This is a genomic window from Emergencia sp. JLR.KK010 (assembly GCF_037018265.1).
Lineage (GTDB): Bacteria > Bacillota > Clostridia > Peptostreptococcales > Anaerovoracaceae > Senimuribacter > Senimuribacter intestinalis.
The window spans coordinates 103,091-124,089 of record NZ_CP143550.1 but is presented as its reverse complement, the minus strand read 5'-3'; the positions used below and the strand labels follow the sequence as shown (position 1 = coordinate 124,089).

The 20,999-nt window shown below is 45.4% G+C and carries 18 protein-coding genes and 1 pseudogene; 17 read left to right on the top strand and 2 right to left on the bottom strand.

All coding sequences use genetic code 11. From position 1 onward, the window contains the following. Nucleotides 1-175: 175 nt before the first annotated feature. From V1225_RS00515 to V1225_RS00435, 17 genes and pseudogenes are all read left to right on the top strand, one after another. Nucleotides 176-859 carry an aminodeoxychorismate/anthranilate synthase component II gene (locus V1225_RS00515; protein WP_338547178.1) on the top strand — a complete coding sequence of 228 codons (684 nt, stop codon included), beginning with the start codon at nucleotides 176-178 and terminating at the stop codon, nucleotides 857-859. Then, nucleotides 859-2,355: an aminodeoxychorismate synthase component I gene (gene pabB, locus V1225_RS00510; RefSeq protein WP_338547176.1), complete on the top strand. Its 1,497-nt coding sequence runs from the start codon at nucleotides 859-861 to the stop codon at nucleotides 2,353-2,355. The genes V1225_RS00515 and pabB overlap by 1 nt, the downstream gene beginning before the upstream one ends. A 12-nt stretch (nucleotides 2,356-2,367) precedes the next feature. Continuing rightward, nucleotides 2,368-3,114, top strand: a complete 747-nt coding sequence (locus V1225_RS00505; RefSeq protein WP_338547173.1) for an aminotransferase class IV — start codon at nucleotides 2,368-2,370, stop codon at nucleotides 3,112-3,114. Between the two features lie 387 nt (nucleotides 3,115-3,501). After that, complete coding sequence (locus tag V1225_RS00500; RefSeq protein WP_251632017.1) at nucleotides 3,502-4,395, top strand: DNA-binding protein; 894 nt, start codon at nucleotides 3,502-3,504, stop codon at nucleotides 4,393-4,395. 647 nt (nucleotides 4,396-5,042) lie between these two features. Further along, nucleotides 5,043-5,485 (top strand): annotated as a pseudogene (locus V1225_RS00495) (sigma-70 family RNA polymerase sigma factor). Between the two features lie 186 nt (nucleotides 5,486-5,671). After that, nucleotides 5,672-5,971, top strand: coding sequence for a YciI family protein (locus tag V1225_RS00490; RefSeq protein ID WP_338547170.1), 300 nt, complete (start codon nucleotides 5,672-5,674; stop codon nucleotides 5,969-5,971). A gap of 366 nt (nucleotides 5,972-6,337) precedes the next feature. Continuing rightward, nucleotides 6,338-7,228 carry a Fic family protein gene (locus V1225_RS00485; RefSeq protein ID WP_338547168.1) on the top strand — a complete coding sequence of 297 codons (891 nt, stop codon included), beginning with the start codon at nucleotides 6,338-6,340 and terminating at the stop codon, nucleotides 7,226-7,228. 75 nt (nucleotides 7,229-7,303) lie between these two features. After that, nucleotides 7,304-7,519, top strand: coding sequence for a hypothetical protein (locus V1225_RS00480; protein ID WP_338547166.1), 216 nt, complete (start codon nucleotides 7,304-7,306; stop codon nucleotides 7,517-7,519). 167 nt (nucleotides 7,520-7,686) lie between these two features. Beyond that, nucleotides 7,687-8,154, top strand: a complete 468-nt coding sequence (locus tag V1225_RS00475; protein WP_338547164.1) for a low molecular weight protein-tyrosine-phosphatase — start codon at nucleotides 7,687-7,689, stop codon at nucleotides 8,152-8,154. Between the two features lie 40 nt (nucleotides 8,155-8,194). Then, nucleotides 8,195-9,352, top strand: coding sequence for a PucR family transcriptional regulator ligand-binding domain-containing protein (locus V1225_RS00470; RefSeq protein ID WP_338547162.1), 1,158 nt, complete (start codon nucleotides 8,195-8,197; stop codon nucleotides 9,350-9,352). Between the two features lie 113 nt (nucleotides 9,353-9,465). Then, nucleotides 9,466-10,761, top strand: coding sequence for a cytosine permease (locus tag V1225_RS00465; protein WP_160200846.1), 1,296 nt, complete (start codon nucleotides 9,466-9,468; stop codon nucleotides 10,759-10,761). A 144-nt stretch (nucleotides 10,762-10,905) separates the two neighbouring features. Beyond that, nucleotides 10,906-11,703 carry a M55 family metallopeptidase gene (locus V1225_RS00460; protein WP_160200847.1) on the top strand — a complete coding sequence of 266 codons (798 nt, stop codon included), beginning with the start codon at nucleotides 10,906-10,908 and terminating at the stop codon, nucleotides 11,701-11,703. A 382-nt stretch (nucleotides 11,704-12,085) separates the two neighbouring features. Continuing rightward, nucleotides 12,086-13,705, top strand: a complete 1,620-nt coding sequence (locus V1225_RS00455) for a peptide ABC transporter substrate-binding protein (protein ID WP_338547160.1) — start codon at nucleotides 12,086-12,088, stop codon at nucleotides 13,703-13,705. A gap of 84 nt (nucleotides 13,706-13,789) precedes the next feature. Then, entirely contained in the window at nucleotides 13,790-14,716 is a 927-nt protein-coding gene (locus V1225_RS00450) for an ABC transporter permease (protein WP_160200849.1), read from the top strand. Nucleotides 14,717-14,726: 10 nt separating this feature from the next. Continuing rightward, nucleotides 14,727-15,701 (top strand): ABC transporter permease, encoded by a 975-nt coding sequence (locus tag V1225_RS00445; RefSeq protein WP_243150994.1) that lies wholly within the window; start codon nucleotides 14,727-14,729, stop codon nucleotides 15,699-15,701. 11 nt (nucleotides 15,702-15,712) lie between these two features. Further along, nucleotides 15,713-16,750 (top strand): ABC transporter ATP-binding protein, encoded by a 1,038-nt coding sequence (locus tag V1225_RS00440; RefSeq protein WP_160200850.1) that lies wholly within the window; start codon nucleotides 15,713-15,715, stop codon nucleotides 16,748-16,750. Then, on the top strand, nucleotides 16,737-17,723 hold the full coding sequence (locus V1225_RS00435; RefSeq protein ID WP_330588326.1) for an oligopeptide/dipeptide ABC transporter ATP-binding protein: 987 nt from the start codon (nucleotides 16,737-16,739) through the stop codon (nucleotides 17,721-17,723). The genes V1225_RS00440 and V1225_RS00435 overlap by 14 nt, the downstream gene beginning before the upstream one ends. 62 nt (nucleotides 17,724-17,785) lie before the next feature. Here V1225_RS00435 and V1225_RS00430 read toward each other — a convergent pair whose 3' ends face one another. Together V1225_RS00430 and V1225_RS00425 are read right to left on the bottom strand one after the other, a co-directional pair. Then, the gene (locus V1225_RS00430; protein ID WP_338547159.1) at nucleotides 17,786-19,774 is read right to left on the bottom strand and encodes a sigma 54-interacting transcriptional regulator; all 1,989 of its coding nucleotides are present in this window, start codon (nucleotides 19,772-19,774) and stop codon (nucleotides 17,786-17,788) included. A gap of 185 nt (nucleotides 19,775-19,959) precedes the next feature. Continuing rightward, nucleotides 19,960-20,991, bottom strand: a complete 1,032-nt coding sequence (locus V1225_RS00425; protein ID WP_338547157.1) for a hypothetical protein — start codon at nucleotides 20,989-20,991, stop codon at nucleotides 19,960-19,962. Nucleotides 20,992-20,999 lie beyond the last annotated feature (8 nt).

Genomic DNA, 20,999 nt, shown 5'->3' with positions numbered 1-20,999 from the left:
GGGTGCTTTTTATATATAAGGATGTCAAACTTCCGTATAAGTCTGCGGCTGAACTAAAACCTTTTGACATTCGGTTTCTTTTTCTATATAATACGGTGTATACAGGTTACGGACCTAATTTTGCTTTAGGATAAACGACTGTGAATCCAACAGAAAGCGAGGTGGGTCTTTTTTTATGTATTTTATGGTCGATAACTACGATTCTTTTGTCTATAATCTGTCCGCCTATATGAGGGAGCTGGGGCAGGAGGTGCTGGTGCGGCGGGCGGACGCAGTGAGCCTGGCTGAGATACGTAGGCTTCGCCCGGAGGGGATTATCCTCTCCCCAGGCCCGAAACGGCCCACTGACGCCGTGGAGGCTAAAAGTGTCCTTAGGGAATTTCAGAACCAGATTCCGATACTCGGCGTATGTCTGGGGCACCAGGTCCTGGGTCAGGTCTACGGGGCAAATGTATGCAAGGGGGAACGTCCTATGCATGGGAAAATCACGAAGCTCTGCAATGACGGGACGGGGTTGTTTGCGGGGTTGCCCGCCGAGTATGAGGTGACACGTTACCATTCCCTCGTAGTGTCGGAGAGGCGGCTTCCCGCCTGCCTGCGGGTGACGGCCAGAAGTGCGGACGGGGTCGTCATGGGTCTTGCGCACAGGACTATGCCGATTTATGGGGTGCAGTTCCACCCGGAGGCTGTGCTGACCCAGTACGGTCGGGAACTTTTGGGGAATTTCTGCGGCATATGCAGGCGGTATGAGCAGGGGATATGGCGTCCGGAGTCGGACCAGCCCTTGCGTTGGCTCGGAGAAGCGCACTTTGCGGGAGCGTTGAGCTGGGAGAACGGCTACGGAAGGGAGGAATTTTGATGCAGCTGATACGTGCGCTTGAGCAATACCCTGATATGGAGCGGATATTTTCTCTGGTACAGGATTGGGAGGACAGCGTGTTTCTCGATTCCTCCCTGGAAAATGATCTGGGGCGCTATTCGATCATCGGGCTTCACCCTTACCTAAAGCTGGTAAAGGCGGAGAAATTTACGGTAAATGGCGAGGTCTTGGAGGAAAGCTTTGAGGACTATGTCAAGATGTATCTGCGGAAGCACAGGGAGGAAAACCGTACAGGCCTTCCGCTGGCCTCCGGGGCCGTGGGCTATTTTTCCTATGAATACGGAAGAGAAAAGGAGGGTGTGGGGACACGGCACAGAGCGGAGGCGAAGATTCCCGACGCTATCCTCATCTTCTACGACAGCTTTGTGATAGAGGATAAGAGGCAGAAGAAATTGTTCCTAATCTCCAACGGTCATGGGCGGGACTGTGATGAGGAGTTGGAGGAGCTCCTGGGACTTGTGCGGCAGGCAGCAGGGCAGGCGGCGGACGAGGTCTTTGCGATGAAGAGCTTCAGCAAAAATGCGCCCGGCATGTTGGTCGCAGACAGCTCTGCCGGGCAGGGAGAGCCGGGAGAGATTTGCGCAAACTTTACAAAGGAAGCCTATCTGACCGCTGTTCAGCGCATGATCGAGTATATCATAGAGGGGGACATCTACATAGCCAACATGACGCAGCAGCTTCGCATTACAAGTCCGGTGCCGCCCTATGAGATGTTCCGGAAGCTGCGCAGGAACAATCCCTCACCGTTTGGGGGCTATTTCAACTATGGAAGCTTTCAGGTGGTGTGCGCCTCCCCGGAGCGTTTTCTGCAGGTGCGAGGCGGTCGGGTTGAGACGCGGCCGATCAAGGGCACGAGAAAACGGGGCAGTACGCCGAAGGAGGATGCGTTCCTTCGAAGGGAACTGGAGCAGTCAAAGAAGGACAAGAGCGAGCTTTTGATGATTGTGGATCTGGAGCGCAACGACCTGAACCGAGTCTGTGTTCCAGGCAGCGTGCGGGTGACGGAGCTCTTTGCAGTGGAGGAGTACGCCACGGTCTTTCATCTGATTTCCAATATCGTTGGGGAGCTTGGACCGGAGATGACGGTCATGGATCTGCTGGAGGCCGCTTTTCCGGGAGGTTCCATTACCGGAGCGCCGAAGCTGCGAGCTATGGAGATTATCGATGAGTTGGAGCACGGTGGGCGGAACCTTTATACGGGCTCTATGGGCTATCTCTCCCTGGATGGGGACTGCGATTTCAACATTGTGATCCGGACAGCCCTCTGTCAGGACGGCATCTATTACCTGGGCGTAGGCGGCGGAATCACCTGTGAATCGGGGCCGGAATTTGAGTATGAGGAGACGCTTCAAAAGGCCAGAGCCCTTCTTGAGGCGCTGAACGTTGGGGAGCAGGAGATTGCTGCAGACGTCCCAGGGGTCGAGGTGGCAAAGCTGGGCGCAGGGGCGGATTTTAACGGTGCGGATACGAAGTAGGAAGGAGCAGCTATGCAGATTACATTGGATGAGGGGTATCAATTCGGGCTGGGGGTCTTTGAGACTGTAGCGCTGGAGTGCGGGCGGACGGTTTTTCTCGACTGGCATCTGGAACGGCTCGGGGTCTCTCTAAAGGAACTGGGAATTTCTAGGAGTATCACCGAGAGGGAGGTTCAGGACTACCTTACTTCTATAAAAGAGGGAGAAGGGGCGCAGGCTTTTTTGGATCACGGCGCTCTAAAAATCATGGTATCCGAGAAAAACAGCCTTTTTACCATGCGCGAAAATCCCTACACACCCGAGAAGCGAAGGAGAGGCTTTCGACTGGTATACAGCAGCGTATACCGGAACGAGACCTCACCCCTTGTGCGCCACAAGACCATGAACTACGGCGACTGCATCATGGAGAAGCGCAGGGCAGCGTCCTTGGGTGCGGACGAGCTGATTTTTCGAAACAGCCGAGGAGAGATTTGTGAGGGAACCACAACGAATATTTTCTTTGTCCGGGAAGGCAGGCTTTATACGCCGCCTGTCTTTTGCGGTCTTCTTCCGGGAATCCTGCGCCGCTTCATTTTGGAGCGCTTCCCGGTGACAGAGTGTGTGATAAGGGCTGAGGATGTCTCGAAGATGGAGGAATGCTTCGTGACCAATTCCCTGATGGGCGTTATGCCTGTGAACTGCTTGGGAGAAAAGAAATTCTCTACGAGAGAGCAGGCACAGGTCTGTCAAAAGGCCTATCTGACCGTCCAGCGCCTTTAAACGATTAGTAGATGTCTTTGCAAGAAAAAGCTGTTCTATTATCGCAGGTTAAAGAAATGGAAGAACACGGCATGTGTAGTTTTCTGATCTATGAATTTAATTTGCCAGAAGAGCTGGGAGGGGATTGAAAAGACAAGTGTGGGTATCATCAAAAAAATATGCAGGGTATCTGGTGCTTTGCGAACACTTTGAAGTGAAAATGAATACGGACCAAGTAGGGGGGTACTTGATTTGGAATTTTAAGGAAGGTGTGCTTGTGCCGTGGACATGGAGTTAATCAGATCAGGATGTTTTTATTATTCCGAATACGATAAAACATTATTCCTTTCAAGTTGATATTATTCCGAAAATAGGATATACTATTTTCGGAAGAGAGGTACAATCTTTATGTATATGACGGTAAAGCAGGCGGCAGAAAAGTGGGGGATTTCTGATAGACGAGTGCGTATACTTTGCGCAGAAGGGAAGATCTTAGGTGTTACCCGTGAAGGGCGTAGTTGGATGATTCCGGCAGAGGCGAAAAAGCCAGAGGATGGGCGTTTTAAGGCAACAGAAAGTTTGCTGACGGTCATAGATAGGAAGAAAATGGAATTAGATTCCAGACGCCCACTGACAGAGGGAGAACTGGAACGTTTGACTGAGGAATTCATTATTGAGTATACCTATAACTCTAATGCAATTGAGGGAAATACGCTGACCCTTCGTGAAACGGACATGGTTTTGCGTGGGTTGACGATTGACAGGAAGCCGTTAAAAGACCATATGGAGGCAGTCGGGCATAAAGAGGCGTTTGGTTTTGTGCAGGATCTGGTAAAGGAACAGGCGCCTTTATCGGAGAGTATCATCAAGCAGATTCATTATCTTGTGTTGGCAGATAAACCACAGGATCGAGGGGTTTACAGAAAAATCCCCGTCAGGATTATGGGCACGAAACATGAGCCGGTACAGCCATATTTGATCCAGTCTGAGATGGAACAGTTGCTGCAGGCTTATAGAAATAGTAGCGAACATATTATTAGCAGGCTCGCACGATTTCATATTGAGTTTGAGAGGATTCATCCTTTTATTGACGGAAACGGCAGAACTGGAAGGCTGCTTGTGAATTTGGAATTGATGAAAGCCGGATATCCGCCGATTGACATTAAGTTTACAGATCGCATTTTTTATTACAATGCGTTTGATGAATACCATGTAAAGCATAATCTTGGTACAATGGAAAAGCTGTTTGCAGGTTATGTGAATGCAAGACTGGATCGTTACTTGATGATTCTGGAAGAATAACCATACAAGAGAGGTTTCGGGTCAAGACCATATAATCCGTTGATTGCAAATACATTTTTCAGAGCTGGTTTTATTGAGGCATGGGGACGTGGAATCGAAAAAATCTGGAATTAAAAAAAGAGAAGGTTCTAGTCAAAAAGGAAAATGGATTATTCTATAACTATATTTCACACAATTCAACAATAATATTACTTTGCTGATACAGCCAGCCCGTAAATTTTTTCGGGCTGGCTATTCCTGTTTCTTTGCAAAATTATCTATCTTGAAAAATGCTCATGCACGGTAAAGAAGCAAGAAATCAAAAACAAGAGATAGATTGCCAGCACCACACTATTCCCACAATGCCGACGACAACGGAATCCCTCTCATTCATTCATTCATACTTGTTTCCAAACTGCAATAATGCTGATGCAATTCATATATTTTTTACGGAAAATTCATTTGCCAATTCGCCTACAGTAAAATCTTTTTTGCATTTATTGTTATCATCATCTCAATAAGCCGTTCTGCTTTTGACATTTTTGAACTCCTTTCCGAATGGTGACAGCCTTTGTCACTATTCTATGATAAACTACCCATGTTCCAAATGCAATATGGCACAAAACAAAGTCATGTTCCCCTATGTGGAAGAAAGGGGGGAATCATTTATGATTTGTACAGAAGCATACAAAGAGCATATTATGTATACTTTCAATGGCTTTTGCAAAGTTGTCATTCGCTATGCCGCTATCAACGCATGGCTTGACAGGAGCAGACGGCGAAAAAAAGAAATATCCCTTGAATACCTCACAGAAAAAAGTTTTACCCTTTAGGCACAAAGGACGAATATTTTGAAGCACCCTATGAAGAATACCCCATTACGATATGCGGTCAGACAGCTATCCTCACCAACGGAAAACTTGCCGACGCCCTGTTAGCTCTGCCGGAGAAAAACCGGGAAATCATTTTCCTTTACTTTTTCAGGCATTACACACAGCGGGAAATCGGGGAAATGTACGGACGCCGCCGGAGTACGACCGGGTATCAAATCCATAGGACTTTACAACTCCTGCACAAAGAAATGGAGGTGCTTTTGCATGAGAAATCCTAATCTTTTGCCTTATGAAACGATTGTCCGGGCGACCAGCGGAGAGCCGGAGGCCTACCTGCATAAAGACCGTTATAGGCGTGGGCTATAAGTTTGCTTCCGGAAAATGAACAGACAAATTGCTATTGCCGGATAAATATAATATAATACCCTCAGTGAATCCCCATAGAATGTAAAGGAGAAAATCGTATGGAAAAATTGATGTACATGATGATGATTGAGAAAAGCAAGACCTATAATAAAATGACAAAACAGGTAGTTATGGAACACGTTGAGAACATAAGAAAGCTGGACGATGAGGGAAAGCTGGAAATCTGCGGTGTCTTTAAAGGCTATCCGGGAATGGCAGGTATGTATATCCTAAAAACAGAGAGCCGTGAAGAAGCAGAAGAAATTTGCAAAGCAGAGCCGCTGGTTATGGGAGGATATGCAACCTACGAATTGGTTGGTTTGCAGATTGCAAACCGGGAAAATAATTACTTGCTGTAATTGCGAAAAGGAACAACACTGGGGCAAATAAAATCCGGCTTGTATGGAAACTGAATAACCGCCGCTACATGGAACGGCACACCAAGACAGGAAATCAAGAAAAGATTTCCTGTTTCTTTGTAGAACGAAAACCATCGGCTGTACCGGTGGTTTATTATAGGTACATACGTAGAGTTATCGCTATGGGCAGTGAATCACACTTTTCTGTAATTTAGTGTGATGGGTAAGCGACAAAACCAAACTTCCTGTGGCGGCAAAAATATAATAGTTTTGCCGAAAATATGTTGATGTTTTTGCCGATAATATGATATACTATACAGTAGATTAGTGTAGTTCTTTGATTTGATTTATGACGGAGGATAGCAGATGCGATACCTTTCGGTTACTGAGATAGCAAAAAAATGGGATGTGTCAGAGCGTAGTGTTAGAAACTATTGCGCCCAAGGACGTGTGAATGGAGCCTTTCTTACCGGCAAGACTTGGAATATTCCCGAAAATGCAGGAAAACCAGAGCGTGCCAACAAGAGAAAAGAGGAACCGATTACTCTGTTGGATATTCTGAAAGAGCAGAAAGCAAGCAAATACTCTGGTGGTATTTATCATAAGACGCAGATTGATCTGACATACAACTCAAACCACATCGAAGGTAGTCGTCTGACTCACGATCAGACCCGATATATTTTTGAAACCAATACGATCGGCGTGGAAAATGAAGTTCTCAATGTTGACGATGTTATTGAAACAGCAAATCATTTTCGCTGTATTGATATGGTTATTGAGAACGCAAAAACGGCACTAAATGAGAAGTTCATTAAGGAACTTCATCTAATCTTGAAGAATGGAACCAGTGATTCCAGAAAAGATTGGGTTGCAATTGGCGAATACAAGAAGCTTCCGAATGAGGTTGGCGGCATGGATACCGCCCTTCCGGAAGAAGTTGCCGATAAGATGAAAGCGTTGCTGGCAGAATACAATGCCAAGGGAGAAAAGACCTTTGAAGATATTCTGGATTTCCATGTGAAGTTTGAGCGAATCCATCCGTTCCAAGACGGCAACGGTCGTGTAGGCAGATTGATTATGTTCAAAGAATGCCTGAAATATGATATTGTTCCATTCATCATAGAGGATAATCTGAAGATGTTCTATTACCGAGGATTGAAAGAATGGAACAATGAAAAGAGTTATTTGACTGATACCTGTCTGAACGCGCAGGACAAATATAAAGCATACTTGGACTATTTCAGGATTGCTTATTAAGAAGACGGATTTCCAAAGTGTCAAAGGCTCATTTTGGCTATAATTTTGTTTTGAATCTGGTCAAAAAAGAGGATTTTGGCTATCGCAATATCAGCACCGTCAAGGTATCCGATGCAAAACAGTGGTTTGCAAAGCTGCAAAAGGACGGCATGGGGTCACTCCGATGCGGGCGTGACGCTCAATGTTTACACCCATGCAAGCTACGCACACGCTGCGGAACAGATGGCGAAAATTTCACAGTTTCGCCAGCCCCCTGAAATGAAAAAAGACAGGGATTTTGCTGTTGGATAAGCAGCAAATATGGTGGTAGTATCTTGAGTTTACTACGCCAATTACTACACCACCAAGGGGTGTAGTTACATAGATTTATAGAAACTTATGAAAAATTGAAGAAAAATCGAAAGCTCGAAAATCAGTAAAATCAAGGATTTTCGGACTTCTGGAGGAATATAGAGATTATGATAAAAGTGCTTTTCATTTGCCACGGCAACATTTGCCGTTCGCCAATGGCTGAATACGTAATGAAAGACATGGTCCGCAAGGCGGGACGTGAAGCGGAATTTGAAATCGCATCTGCAGCCACCAGCCGTGAAGAAATCGGCAACGATATCCATAGAGGTACCAAAGCAAAGCTGCGGGAACAAGCCATTGCCTTTGAGAAACGGCAGGCTCGCCAGGTGACGAAAAAAGACTATGAGGAATTTGACTATCTGATTTTGATGGATAGAGAAAATAAAAGGGGCTTGTCTCGTATTATCAGTGCAGACCCCTATAATAAAGTACACATGCTACTGGGATTTGCGGGAAAGGATCGGGATATTGCAGATCCATGGTATACGGGGAATTTTGACGAAACCTACGATGATGTTGTAGCGGGATGCCAGGCGTTTTTGCAGTCCCTTGCTAAACAAAATTTGCAGTTGTAATTAGTATAAGCCTACTCTGAAAAACAAAAGGAGAATTGCAGTGAATATAGAAATCGGTGCGCTTTTGAAAGACAAACTTTTTGAAAACAGAAAGGTGCTGGCGGGGAGAGAGGGACTTCATAGAAAAGTGAAGCGAATATCAGTCTTTGATTGCCCCTGCGTGCCCGATCTTTTGGAGCGCAAAATTCTTTGCGAGGGAGATTTATTCATTACGTGTCTGGAACAGTTCCGCAGTGAGAAAGATGATTGTGAACTTCGCTATTATCTGGAATGTCTGATTCACTCTGAATCTGCAGGGCTTTTAATTGTTACGGACGATAGAGTAAACCTTTTGACGCCGCAGGTTCTAAAACTGTGCGAGGATAATGACTTTCCTTTAATACTCATACCAGAGGAATATCCTTACACGGTGATTATTGATACAGTGCACAGCTATATTACCTTCGATACTTACAATACTATTAATAAACTTCGACTGGATAAGATTATGTACGAGAGCCTAAACGATACAGAACGCAGCGAAGTACTTTATAGTATCAAGCCTACAGTAAAGCAGTACATTAGAGGGATATTTATTCAGGGCGGCTTCAATTCGGATATCGCCAGGCTGGAACTGCAAAGTTATTATCTCAACAGAGAAAATGATATTTTCGTCAGAACTGAGCAGGGAATGATTATTCTGCTCAGTGAGGACAACAAAGAGCGGCTTCAGCAGACTTTAAATGCATGTCTTGTCAGAATCAAAGAATTTCTGGACAATCCCGTCATCGGCTACAGCCGGGCATTTCCAAGAAAAGACTGCGGCAAGGCGCTGGAGGAAGCAAGACTTGCCCTGGAAACTGCCAAGGCTATGGATATGACTGTAAAAACCTATGATGCCCTTTCGTCGATTCAGCTTTTAACGGCAGTGAAGGATACGCAGGAAGCGGAAGATTACTATGATGCTTACCTAGAGGCGCTCAGAACAAAGATTACCGAGGAAAACCTTCCGGAAATGATACTGACCGTGGAGAACTATGTGGCTAACTCCGGAGATTTCAAGCTGACAGCGGAGATGATGAACCAGCATGTCAACACCATAAGATATAGGATTAATCGTATCAAGAGTGTGCTGAATATGGAAAACGATACCATTAAGTTCAACGAAACCATTGCAATTGCAGTTAAACTCAGAATCCTGCTAAATCGGGAAATCTAATCGAAGTATAGGGCTTGTAATAATTACAAAAAAATCCTGTCATAATTAAAACCAGTACAAAGAAAACTGAATTAATTTTCTGTAAAATCAGGGAAAACTAAGGAGGTTTTCTTATGAGTGACGAGAAAAAGAAAAACACTATGGAAACGACCACGCTGACGGAAGTTCCCATGGAAGAAAGAAAAAGCTGGATATCCGTAGCTTTTATGCAGGCGGGCATTATGATTTGTGTTCCAAGCCTGCTTCTGGGCGGAATACTGGCAGGTGCAATGCCGCTTCATCTTGCAATTATTTCTGGTATTATCGGTTATATTATTGTAATCGTACTCTTTAGTCTTATGGGCATTATCGGAAGCGATCTGGGAGTTCCAACCTGTATGACGACATTAGGCGGCTTTGGAAAAAAGGGCTCCCGCTTTATCATCAGCACTTTGATCTTTATTTCTATGATTGGCTGGTTTGCTGTCCAAAACGACGTGTGCGGAAATGCTTTCTCTAATTTGATGTCGGAGTTTTTTGGACTGGATGTTCCGGTATGGCTGTCTTCCACTGTATGGGGGATTATCATGCTGGTTACGGCAGTATATGGAATCAATGCCTTGGATAAACTGAATAGGATTGCGGTTCCTGCCCTGTTTGTAATCACCATTGTTGGAACTATTATCGCGGTGAATAAATATGGCACTTCAGCGCTGAATGTGGATCCGGCGGAGATTACCATGTCCTTTGTAGATGGCATAGTACTGACTGTTAGCTTTATGGCGGCAGGCTGTCTTGCGGCATCAGATATTACAAGATATCAGGCAACCCGTAAAGATACCATTCTTTCCAGTTCCATCGGTGTTGCGCCGGCAGGCATTTTGATGATTGTACTTGGCGCTATTATGACAAAGGTTGCACAGCAGTATGATATTACAATTGTGTTCTGTGAAATCGGAATCCCAGTTCTGGGCATGCTGGTTTTGATTGCTGCTACATGGACAACGAACACGACCAATGCCTATTCCGGAGGCATCAATGCAGTTATGATGTTTAATTTGAAAGATAACAAGAGGGCCGCAGCGACAATGATTTCCGGTGTTCTTGGAACAATCTGTGCGCTGCTGGGCTTTGCTTCTCATTTTGAAAGCTTTTTATATGTGCTGGGAGATTTAATGCTGCCGACTATGGGCGTGATTTTAGCGGATTACTGGATTGTCAATAAAGCAAAACCGGAGAATTACAAGACTGCAGACGGCTTCAACTGGCTTGGGATTGTATCCTGGCTGGCGGGCTATGCTGTGATCAAATTCATTCCTTATGGCGTTCCTTTTGCGCAGGGAATTATTGCAGCAGGACTTTTATATGTCATTCTGGCAAAGACAGTAGGAAGACCGCAGGATAAAGCAGATGGTAAAGATCTGGCATAATAACAGGACGCAGAACAATTAACAGGGATTGTCCGTAATGCTTTTTCAATAGATGGAGTCGTAATCGCTTTCGGGAGAATTTGATGGCATATAACTTGCATGGTGTATTTACATGAGAAGAATACTTCTGAAAGGAGGCCATAAATGAAGAAAATTTTTATTAGTGCGGACATCGAAGGCGTGAGCGGAATCACCAGTTGGGAAGCAACCAGATACGGTGGCAAGGGTTACGAGGAAGCTTGCAGGCAAATGGCGAAGGAAACGGCCGCTGCATGCAGGGCTGCGTTAAACTGCGGCTATGGTGTGGTTGTCAAAGACGGACATGAAGATGCGATGAATATCGCCCATGAATTGCTGCCGGAGGAGGCTGAGCTGATTTCAGGCTGGACGTGTACACCTTTATCTATGCTTGGAGGCATAGATGAAACCTTTGCGGGCGTCATTTACATCGGCTATCATTCCGGGGCGTGGACCAACACGAGTCCGCTGAAGCATACCTGTGAGGATTACATCTACAACTGGTTTAAAATCAACGATAAATATGCGTCTGAATTCACGATCAATTCAGGGGTTGCTGACCAGTTTGGCGTTCCGTCACTGCTGCTGTCCGGTGACGCGGGGATTTGCAGCGAAGCGGAGACAGAATATCCGGGTATTGTCACCGTTCCGACCAAAAAAGGAATGGGCAATGCAACATGGAATATACACCCTGATAAGGTGGTAGCAGAGATTGAGCGGGCTGTGACTGAAGTACTGTCAAAGCCTTTACCGAAGTCCAAGCCGCTTTCAAAGTCCTATACGATGACACTATGCTATAAGGAGTTTCAGAAAGCTATGTCCGCAACTTGGTTTCCGGGCGTTGAGAAGCTAAATGACTATACTGTCTCCTATACGGCAGATAGCCCGATGGAACTGGCAAGATGCCGGTATTTTATCGGCTAACGCACTGTAGCTTGAACAGGGTTTTCTAAGTAAAGAATTAAAAACTAAAATTTATCCAGCCGAAGGCGTAATTCGGCTGGTTTTTTGTATAAGAAAATCAAGGTAAATAAATGAGGACAAAAAGGTTCATAGAATAATAGAACCTATTTTTAGCGAAACACATAAGAGGGCAGGCGAAGGAGTCGTTGATGAATTTACGCATTTTTACACATTATTGTAGTGAAGATGGCAAATGGCATGAATATTGCAATTTAACAGAATATAATGCAAATGCTGTGTCGCAGACCAGCAAAAAGTATGGGAACAGAAATTCTTGTTCCCCCCTGTCTTGCCGAGCGGGAGAAAGGTTCTAAAGGTTTGGCGGACGTGAAAGGAGGAAAAAATGAAAAAGAAGTTATTGGCGACCGCGCTTTGTATAGCGATGGTGTTGACCTGCCTTGCAGGATGCGGAGGAGAAGATAAAGGTGATAAAGGCGCAGACGGAATGAAGAAAATCGTTTACGCCAACGGCGGACAGCCGGAATCAATGGAGTATGTTGAAGGAAGCCGCTATGCGAAATACAGCGTCCTGAAATACAACATTTATACAGGACTTACACGAATTTCTAAAGACGGCACATCTGAGATGGGATGGGCAGACAAATATGAAACCAGTGATGACGGATTGGTATGGACCTTCCATATCAGAGATGGTGCAAAGTTCTCTGACGGCACAGATATGACTGCCCATGACTGGGAAGAAACGATGAAATACTACTGCGCACCGGAGACAGCTGCACAACAGACGACTTTGGAAGAGTATGTAAAGAATATGGGCGACTACATCGCCGGAAAATGTGATTGGGAAGAGGTCGGCTATAAGGCCCTTGACGATCGCACACTGGAGATTACACTGGAAAGCCCTTGTACTTATTTCCTGGATATCGCATGTACTTATGTAGCACTGCCGATGCACATTGTAAATGAAAATCCGAACTGGAATAAAACTGCGGAAACTTACGTTGGAAACGGTCCGTTCAGAATGACCAGCCTTAAAGACCAGGTAAATGTGGTGCTGGAAAAGAATCCGTACTATTATGATACAGATAATGTTGCCATTGATCAGGTAGAATTCGTATTCCTGGACGAACCATCTGTAGAATTGGCTTCCTTCCAGAATGGGGATATCGATGTATCAGATAACCTTAATGCGGAAGCGGTGTCTAAATATAAAGACAGTGACGAATTTGTAAACGAAAGCCGTATCGGTGTAAACTATCTGACCACTCATACGGGACATATTACAGATAATCGTGTGCGCCAGGCGTTGTCTCTTGCTCTTGATAGAGAAACCCTGCTTTCAATTCTGGGTCAGGTAAGCTACCCTGCTACTGGTTTAGTCCCTTATGGTATTCACTGGGGAGATGAACAGTATCGTGACAAAGCGGGCGATTTAGTAAGCTTTGATTTAGAACGTGCTAAGAAGCTCCTCGAGGAAGCAGGATATCCAAACGGCGAGGGACTTCCGACATATAAATATGTTTGTCAGAATAATGAGGAAGCAATGAACCGTGCGCAGGCAATGCAGTCCATGTGGCAGGCAGCAGGCTTCAAGATTGAAATCGTTTCCTATGAGCCGTCCACTTACTGGGACGTATTTGAGACTGAGGACTGGGATATCGCCGATGACGGCTGGACCGGTGACTATGACGACCCAAGCACAAACCTGTTCTTGTGGGAAGAACGTCGTGAAGTAAATCCGGACGGCAGTCTGAAAGATGCTCGTTGGCATGATGAGAAAGCGCTGAAATACAATGCGCTGATGCAGAAGACTTATAAAGAGACCGATTATGAAACTAGAATGAAGACATTCCTTGATGCAGAAAAGATTCTGATTGAAGAAACACCGATTATTCCAGTAACCTTCTATACAGATACAATGCTGGTAAATCCGAGAGTGAAAGGCATAGTGAAGAACTACATCGGTCACGTATTCTTCCAGTATGCAGATATTGCAGAATAAGAAAGCATAGAAACTGCGGCAGGTGTTCCAATTTAACTGGAACACCTGCTTCAAAAAAGGAATTGAAACAGAGAGGATAAGTCTATGTTTAAATATGTTGTCAAGCGTGTATTGATTGCAATCGTATCAATGTTCTTATTGATTACGATTACCTTCTTCCTGATGCACACCATTCCGGGAGGACCCTTCAGTGCAGGCGAACAGAAAAACCTAAATCCGGAGGTTTTGGAAGTAATCAGGGCCAGGTATGGACTGGATCTTCCGGTACATGAGCAGTTTTTTAACTATGTAAAGGATCTTTTTCATGGAGATATGGGTTTGTCCATGAAAAAGCTGAATTATAGCGTAAATGAACTGATTGCCGACAGCTTTCCGGTTTCCGCTCAGATTGGTTTTGTTGCCATCATTGTAGCGCTTCTAATCGGTATTCCCCTTGGAGTAATTGCCGCACTGAAGCGGGGAGGCGTGGCGGATATGCTGTCCATGACCCTTGCCACGGTGGGGATATCCATTCCAACCTTTGTTATCGCCATGCTGCTGATGTATGCTTTTTGTATGGAATGGGCAATTTTGCCTACGCACGGCTGGGGCGAGCTGAAGCATTTCATTTTGCCTGTAGCCTGTCTTTGCCTTGCACCTGTGGCGAACATCACCAGACTGACCCGTTCGACTCTTATGGAGGTGGTGCAGCAGGATTACATTCGGACTGCCAGATCGAAGGGGTTGTCTGAGTTTACAGTGATAGGTAAGCATGCTATGCGTAATGCTATCGTGCCAGTAGTTACCTACTTGGGACCACTGGTGGCAGGACTGATGACAGGAAGCTTTGCCATTGAGCGAATCTTTATGGTTCCCGGCATTGGCAGGTATTTCGTTAATTCTGTCAGCGACCGCGATTATACCATGATTATGGGTGTAACGATTTTCTATGGTCTGTTTATTATGATCTGTACGCTGATTGTGGATATTGCTTATGCACTCATCGATCCGCGCGTAAGATTGGATTCGTGAGGTGGGAAAGATGAGAAAGAAGAAAAATATGTTTCCGGAAGTTCCTGTACCGCCGTATACCATGGCAGATACAGATATTCCGGCGGAATTATTTGAACCGCTTCCAGAGGAGGATAAGCTGACTGATGTAATCAACCGGCCCAGCATCTCCTACTGGCAGAATGCTTATATGAAGATGAAAGCAGATAAACTGGCGGTTGTAGGAATTATTTTTATTATCTTTATGATACTGGTAGCGATTTTCGTGCCTATACTAAGTCCATATACCTATGATGGGCAGGATTACAACGCAATTTATCAGTCGCCGTGTGCTGAACACCCACTCGGTACAGATATGTTTGGACGCGACCTGCTGGTGCGTGTTGCCTATGGTGCAAGAATCAGTTTGACGATTGGTATTGTAACAGCCCTGGTCAGCCTGGTGGTCGGTGTGCTTTTCGGCGGAATATCAGGTTTCTTTGGCGGCAAAGTCGATATGCTGATGATGCGTTTTGTAGACGTATTTTCGGCAGTTCCATCGCTGCTATACAGTATTTTGCTGATTATGTTTATGGGCCCGAAAATGTCCAGTATTCTGATTGCAATCTGCTTGACCTATTGGCTTAGCCCGGCGCGGCAGACAAGAGGTCAGATTTTATCGGTAAAGAACCAGGATTTTGCTACGGCAGCTAAGGTAGTAGGCGAGAGCAAGGTGCAGATTTTACTGCGGCATCTGGTGCCTAACAGTATGGGCCCGATTATTGTTACGGTTATGCTGCTTATTCCTTCCGCAATCTTTGAAGAGGCGTTCCTGAGCTTTATCGGTATTGGTATTGCTGTACCGGTAGCAAGCTGGGGAACACTGGCAAACGACGGTATGGCAACAATGGGTATGTATCCGTATTTGATGCTGTTCCCGGCTTTGGCAATCAGCTTAACCATGTTTGCACTGAACTTTATTGGGGACGGATTACGCGATGCACTTGACCCACGTTTAAAGAAATAGAGGTAGAAATTATGTCAGAACATCTTTTAGAAGTAAAAAATTTGCGAACCAACTTTGCGACCGGCGGCGGAATTGTGCAGGCGGTTCGCGGTATAGATATTTATGTGGATTCTGGCGAATTTCTCGGCATTGTAGGAGAGTCAGGATGCGGAAAGAGTGTGACTATGATGTCTATCATGCGTCTTCTGGCGGACAATGCGGCAGTACGTGCGGATGCGCTGGAATTTGACGGCAGAGATATTCTTTCGCAAAGTAAAAAGGAAATGAAACGGATTCGGGGAAACGAGATTGGTATGATATTTCAGGATCCTATGACTTCTTTGAATCCGCTGTATACAGTGGGCAATCAGTTGATGGAGCCCTTGAGAGTACATAAAAAGCTGTCCAAGGCACAGGCCAAGGAAAAAGCCATCGAAATGCTGCGGCTGGTTGGCATCAATGAGCCGGAAAAACGAATGAAACAGTATCCTCATGAAATGTCAGGGGGTATGCGCCAAAGGGTGATGATTGCTGTGGCGATGTGCTGTGATCCGAAAATACTGATTGCTGACGAGCCGACTACAGCCCTTGATGTGACCATACAGGCGCAGATTATGGAGTTGATGCAGGAGTTGAAGGAAAAGTTTTCGACATCTGTTATTTTAATCACCCATGATTTGGGTGTAATTGCCCAGGTCTGCACTCGCGTAGTGGTTATGTATGGTGGGCTAATTATGGAAGAAGGTTCTTTGGATCAGATTTTCTATGAAACAAAGCACCCGTATACAATGGGGCTTTTGGAGTCAGTACCCCATAGTGATACGATGGGAAGCGGCACCTATGAAAAGCAGAAGCTGAAACCGATTCCGGGAAGTCCTCCGGACTTAATGAATCCGCCGAAAGGCTGTCCTTTTGCAGCACGCTGTGAAAATGCGATGAAAATCTGCAATATGGCGCCAGCAGAATTGACGACAGTAGCAGAAGGTCATCGCGTAGCCTGCTGGCTCCTTCATCCGCAGGCAAATCGAGGAAAAACCATGGAGAAGGAGGACGCAAGTGAACGAGAATAAGCCTTTAGTTGAAGTACAGGGATTGAAAATGCATTTTTCAGTGGCTGGAAAGGGTTTCGGAAAGAAAAGCAAGCAGACATTGAAAGCGGTAGATGATGTGACCCTGTCTATTCCTGCCGGAACTACCTTTGGATTGGTAGGAGAATCTGGCTGCGGAAAGACTACCGTGGGCAGAACAATATTGAAGTTATACAAGCCTACCGGCGGAAAAATTTTCTTTGACGGGCAGGATATTACCGATTTATCGGAAAAGGAATTTTCACCGTATCGGAAGGATATGCAGATGATTTTTCAGGACCCTTATGCATCGTTAGATCCGAGGCAGACAGTCAATGAAATTATCGGTGCGCCGCTGCTGGTTCAGAAATTAGTTGCTTCCAAGAAGGAGCGAGATGAAAGGGTTAGGGAACTAGTGCATATGGTCGGATTGAAAGATGACCATATCAACAGATATCCTCATGAATTTTCTGGCGGACAGCGGCAGCGTATCGGTATTGCCAGAGCGCTGGCTTTAAAGCCTCGGTTTATTGTCTGTGACGAACCGATTTCGGCGCTGGACGTATCCATTCAGGCACAGGTTGTCAATATATTAGAGGACTTTCAGGAAGAAATGGGGTTGACCTATTTGTTCATCTCCCATGACCTTTCTATGGTTCGACATATTTCCCACAGGGTAGGCGTGATGTATTTGGGACATTTGGTAGAAGTGGCAGATGTTGCAGAACTGTTCGAGAACAAGAGACACCCATATACCCAGTCCCTTATGTCTGCGGCGCCTGTGGCAGATCCGAAAAAGTCAGCGGACAGCAAGCGAATTATTTTAGAGGGCGATGTTCCCTCACCTATGAATCCTCCGAGCGGGTGCCCGTTTAGAACCCGTTGCCGCTATGCAACTGCAGAATGTGCGCAGGCGATGCCTCCTCTTACAGATATCGGAAACAACCATCAGGTTGCCTGCTATCACATGCTGTAATAGCAAACCATAAAAGGAGACGGCCTAAAGACTGTCTCCTTTGCTGTATCCCCAAAAGCGGATTAATGCTTTTCGCTGGAATCAGAGGTTAGCAGAGAGGAACCTTTCTTTGTAATTCGCATTCCATGTCTGCCTTTTCCTATTTCAATAAGACCATCCTGCTGAAGCTGATTGAGTATAGGGCGCAGCGCTCTGTCGCTGAGATAAAGTCCCTGCTTTTTCAGAAGCTCCGCCAGACCCGTTCGACCGATGCCGTGGGAAATTTTGGTATTTTTTCTGATTAGCTTTAGGATTTCTATCTGCACCTCAGCCGTGGAAGGACAATCCTCCGGCACAGAGATTTCCTCATAGAGATATTCGGGAAAAGAGGAAAGGGTCTTATAATAGGTGCAGAAGTTTTCCAGCTCTCGCACGTTTCCGGGCCATGAATAAGCAGTAAGCTGCCGAAGTTCCTGTGGGGTCAGATTATCATAAGATGTGCCGAGAAAGTACTTGAGCAAAGGAATAATGTCTTTCATTCTTTTGCGGAGAGGAGGAATCCGAATGGGAAGCACATTGAGACGGTAAAACAAATCGCTGCGGAAAGTCTTCTCCTGGACTGCCTGCTTTAAATCTCGGTTTGTCGCTGCAATTAAGCGCACATCAATGTTGATGATGTGGTCTGTACCTATTCTCATGACCTGCTTTTCCTGAATGACCCTCAGCAGCTTGGACTGCAGATTCGGTGATATGTCGCTGATTTCATCAAGAAAAATCGTTCCGTGGTTTGCCTGCTCAAACAGCCCTGCCTTTCCCTTCGCAATGGCGCCGGTGAATGCGCCGGGTTCATATCCGAACAATTCACTCTCTAAAAGATTTTCCGGAAGCGCTGCACAATTTACTGCAACAAAGGGAGCATTTGCTCGCTTTGAGGCGTTATGAATGGCCTGCGCAAAGACTTCCTTGCCTGTTCCGCTTTCACCATAAATCAGCACCGTGTGCTCTGTTAATGAGATTAGCTTTGCAGTCTGAATGGAGTTTTGAATCTCTTCCGACATGTGGACGATATCCTGAAAATGATATTTTGCCACATATCCTTTTTGCAGGTTGACTTTATTGACGGGAAGCAATTGACTTTTTTCTTTCAGAACAACAAAATATCCTATGACTTCGTCGATGAGTTTTATCGGGTATTTGTCGTAGTAATAATCTGTGCCATTTATTGTCGTGTAAGGATTTCCTGATTCGCTGTCGAGAGAATCCTTTAATTCTACTAATTGGCCTGCATCTAACAGACTGCTGTGATCTTTTCGGGAGATGCCCTCGACAGGGTCGTTTGCGTAAATGATGTTCATATGCTGGTCTGTCAGAAATACGCAGGACTTGTTGGAATTTGTTACAAAACTCAGGGTCTGCGTTTTTAAATACTCATAAATGTAATTTGTATTGAAGATAGTATCCGGTTCTGCCAGTGACTGCATGTATCGGAACAGGTTGCGATTAACGACGCTGTTATCCAGATCCAGGAGTTTCATCAGTCTGAACATGGTATCAAAGCTGACCTTACGGTAGCCAATGTCGATAATGTTCTTAATATGTGCCGGTACAAAATGCTTTTCGGAAGGAGTAATAGCAAGGGACAAATCGTCATAAATCGTTGTATGTGCAAGCTCCTTATCAAAGGGAACAAAGTTTAAATGGCTGATTCCAAGCTCGTAAAACATGTTCACCGTATTTACGGCAGTGCTGTAAGAGTCGTTGACGACCAGTACATTTGTATCTGCGGGGATATCCTGGAGGGTAATTAGTACACTCTGCTCAATACTCCTGCCCATCTTGATTACATTACTGAAATCTGCAACGCATTCTTTCGCTTTCTGAAAGACTCTTGCATCAACGGCAAGAAAAGCGTCGGCATGAAGGATTTCGTTTTCTTTTAAATCTGCCATAAAGCAGTTTTCGAAAACAGCATAATCACTGAATACTGAACGCAGATTGTCGTAGATGAATTCGCTTGCGGGGGTGTTGACGGAATCTTTCGAGTTTCTATAAAGAATGATTACTTTTTTCATGGGCAGCATACTCCTGTGGGTTTTCATATTGTTGATAAAAGTATACTATATTTAATGACAGGGTGCAATGTGATTGAACTGAATTGAACTTATTTCTGCCTCCTGACCTAGAAAAATATGGGCTGCCTCCATGAACGAAAAATAATTGTTCATGGGGGCAGCCCGTGTTTTTAAGATTTTTAGATTTATACTGTTGGATCCAGTTTCTTTAATTCTTCATCAACGATAACGCCGTCTTCCATAACCAGCTTACCATCGAAGTAGATGGTGGAGTTGAGGCAGATACCGTCGGTGTGGGAAGCGGCAGGCTGTCCGATTGGAGGCGCTTCGATGGCGCTGACATAGCCGATGCCCCATTCTGTACATCCCCATACACGCTCGTCTTCTACGACATTTCCTGTCAGCTTTGCACCCGGATTGAAGCCGTAGGCGATATGTGCCATTTTCAGCATACCTTCATCGTCAAAGCCTTTCAGGAATTTTTCATATTCAGAAGCTTCGCGGCCGCCTTCGATTTTTACGATAACGCCGTTTTCTACAGTCAGTTCAACCGGCTGAGAAGGCACGTGTCCGAATGGTGGGGTAATTGTACCGTCGAAAACGATTTTTCCGTTGATGGTACCGAACTTCGGAATGACATTGAGCTGGCCTGGGCACATGTGAAATCCAGGAACGTCAGCTTTGCCGCAGTCTACGGCTACAGTGTGAGATGGATCTAAAACAAAGCTTACGTCGGTTCCTGCAGGCGTAGTGACACGCATTTCTTTTACCTGTCTCTGGCGAACGCCGAAGGCCTCCATAAATTCTTTCAGCTGTGCAGTGTTGATGTCACCGATTGTTCTGATTAGAAGCTCTGGTGAAAAATCGACCAGACACATGTATCTGAGTTTTTTGTTCTTATCCATTGCAATTTCAAATGGAGTTGAGTACAGCAGCCACTGTTCATTGAACTCAATCCATACGTCAGCTTCAGATAGAGCAGCAGTTAAAAGCTCTACTGGAATATCAGGGTCGGCAGCTTTGCCAACACCCTTTGGTGTTGCAATCGTGATGACGGCTGGAAAGCCGCCTACGCTGTGTACTGCAGCGGCAACCGCCTGAATCAGAACCGGATTGGATTTCGTGTCAGCTGTGATAGCGACCGTTTCTTTCTCCTTTACGCCGAAGACCTCGCGGATCAGCTTATCGGCAGCTTTCTGTAATTCAAATTCTAACATGATGTGTC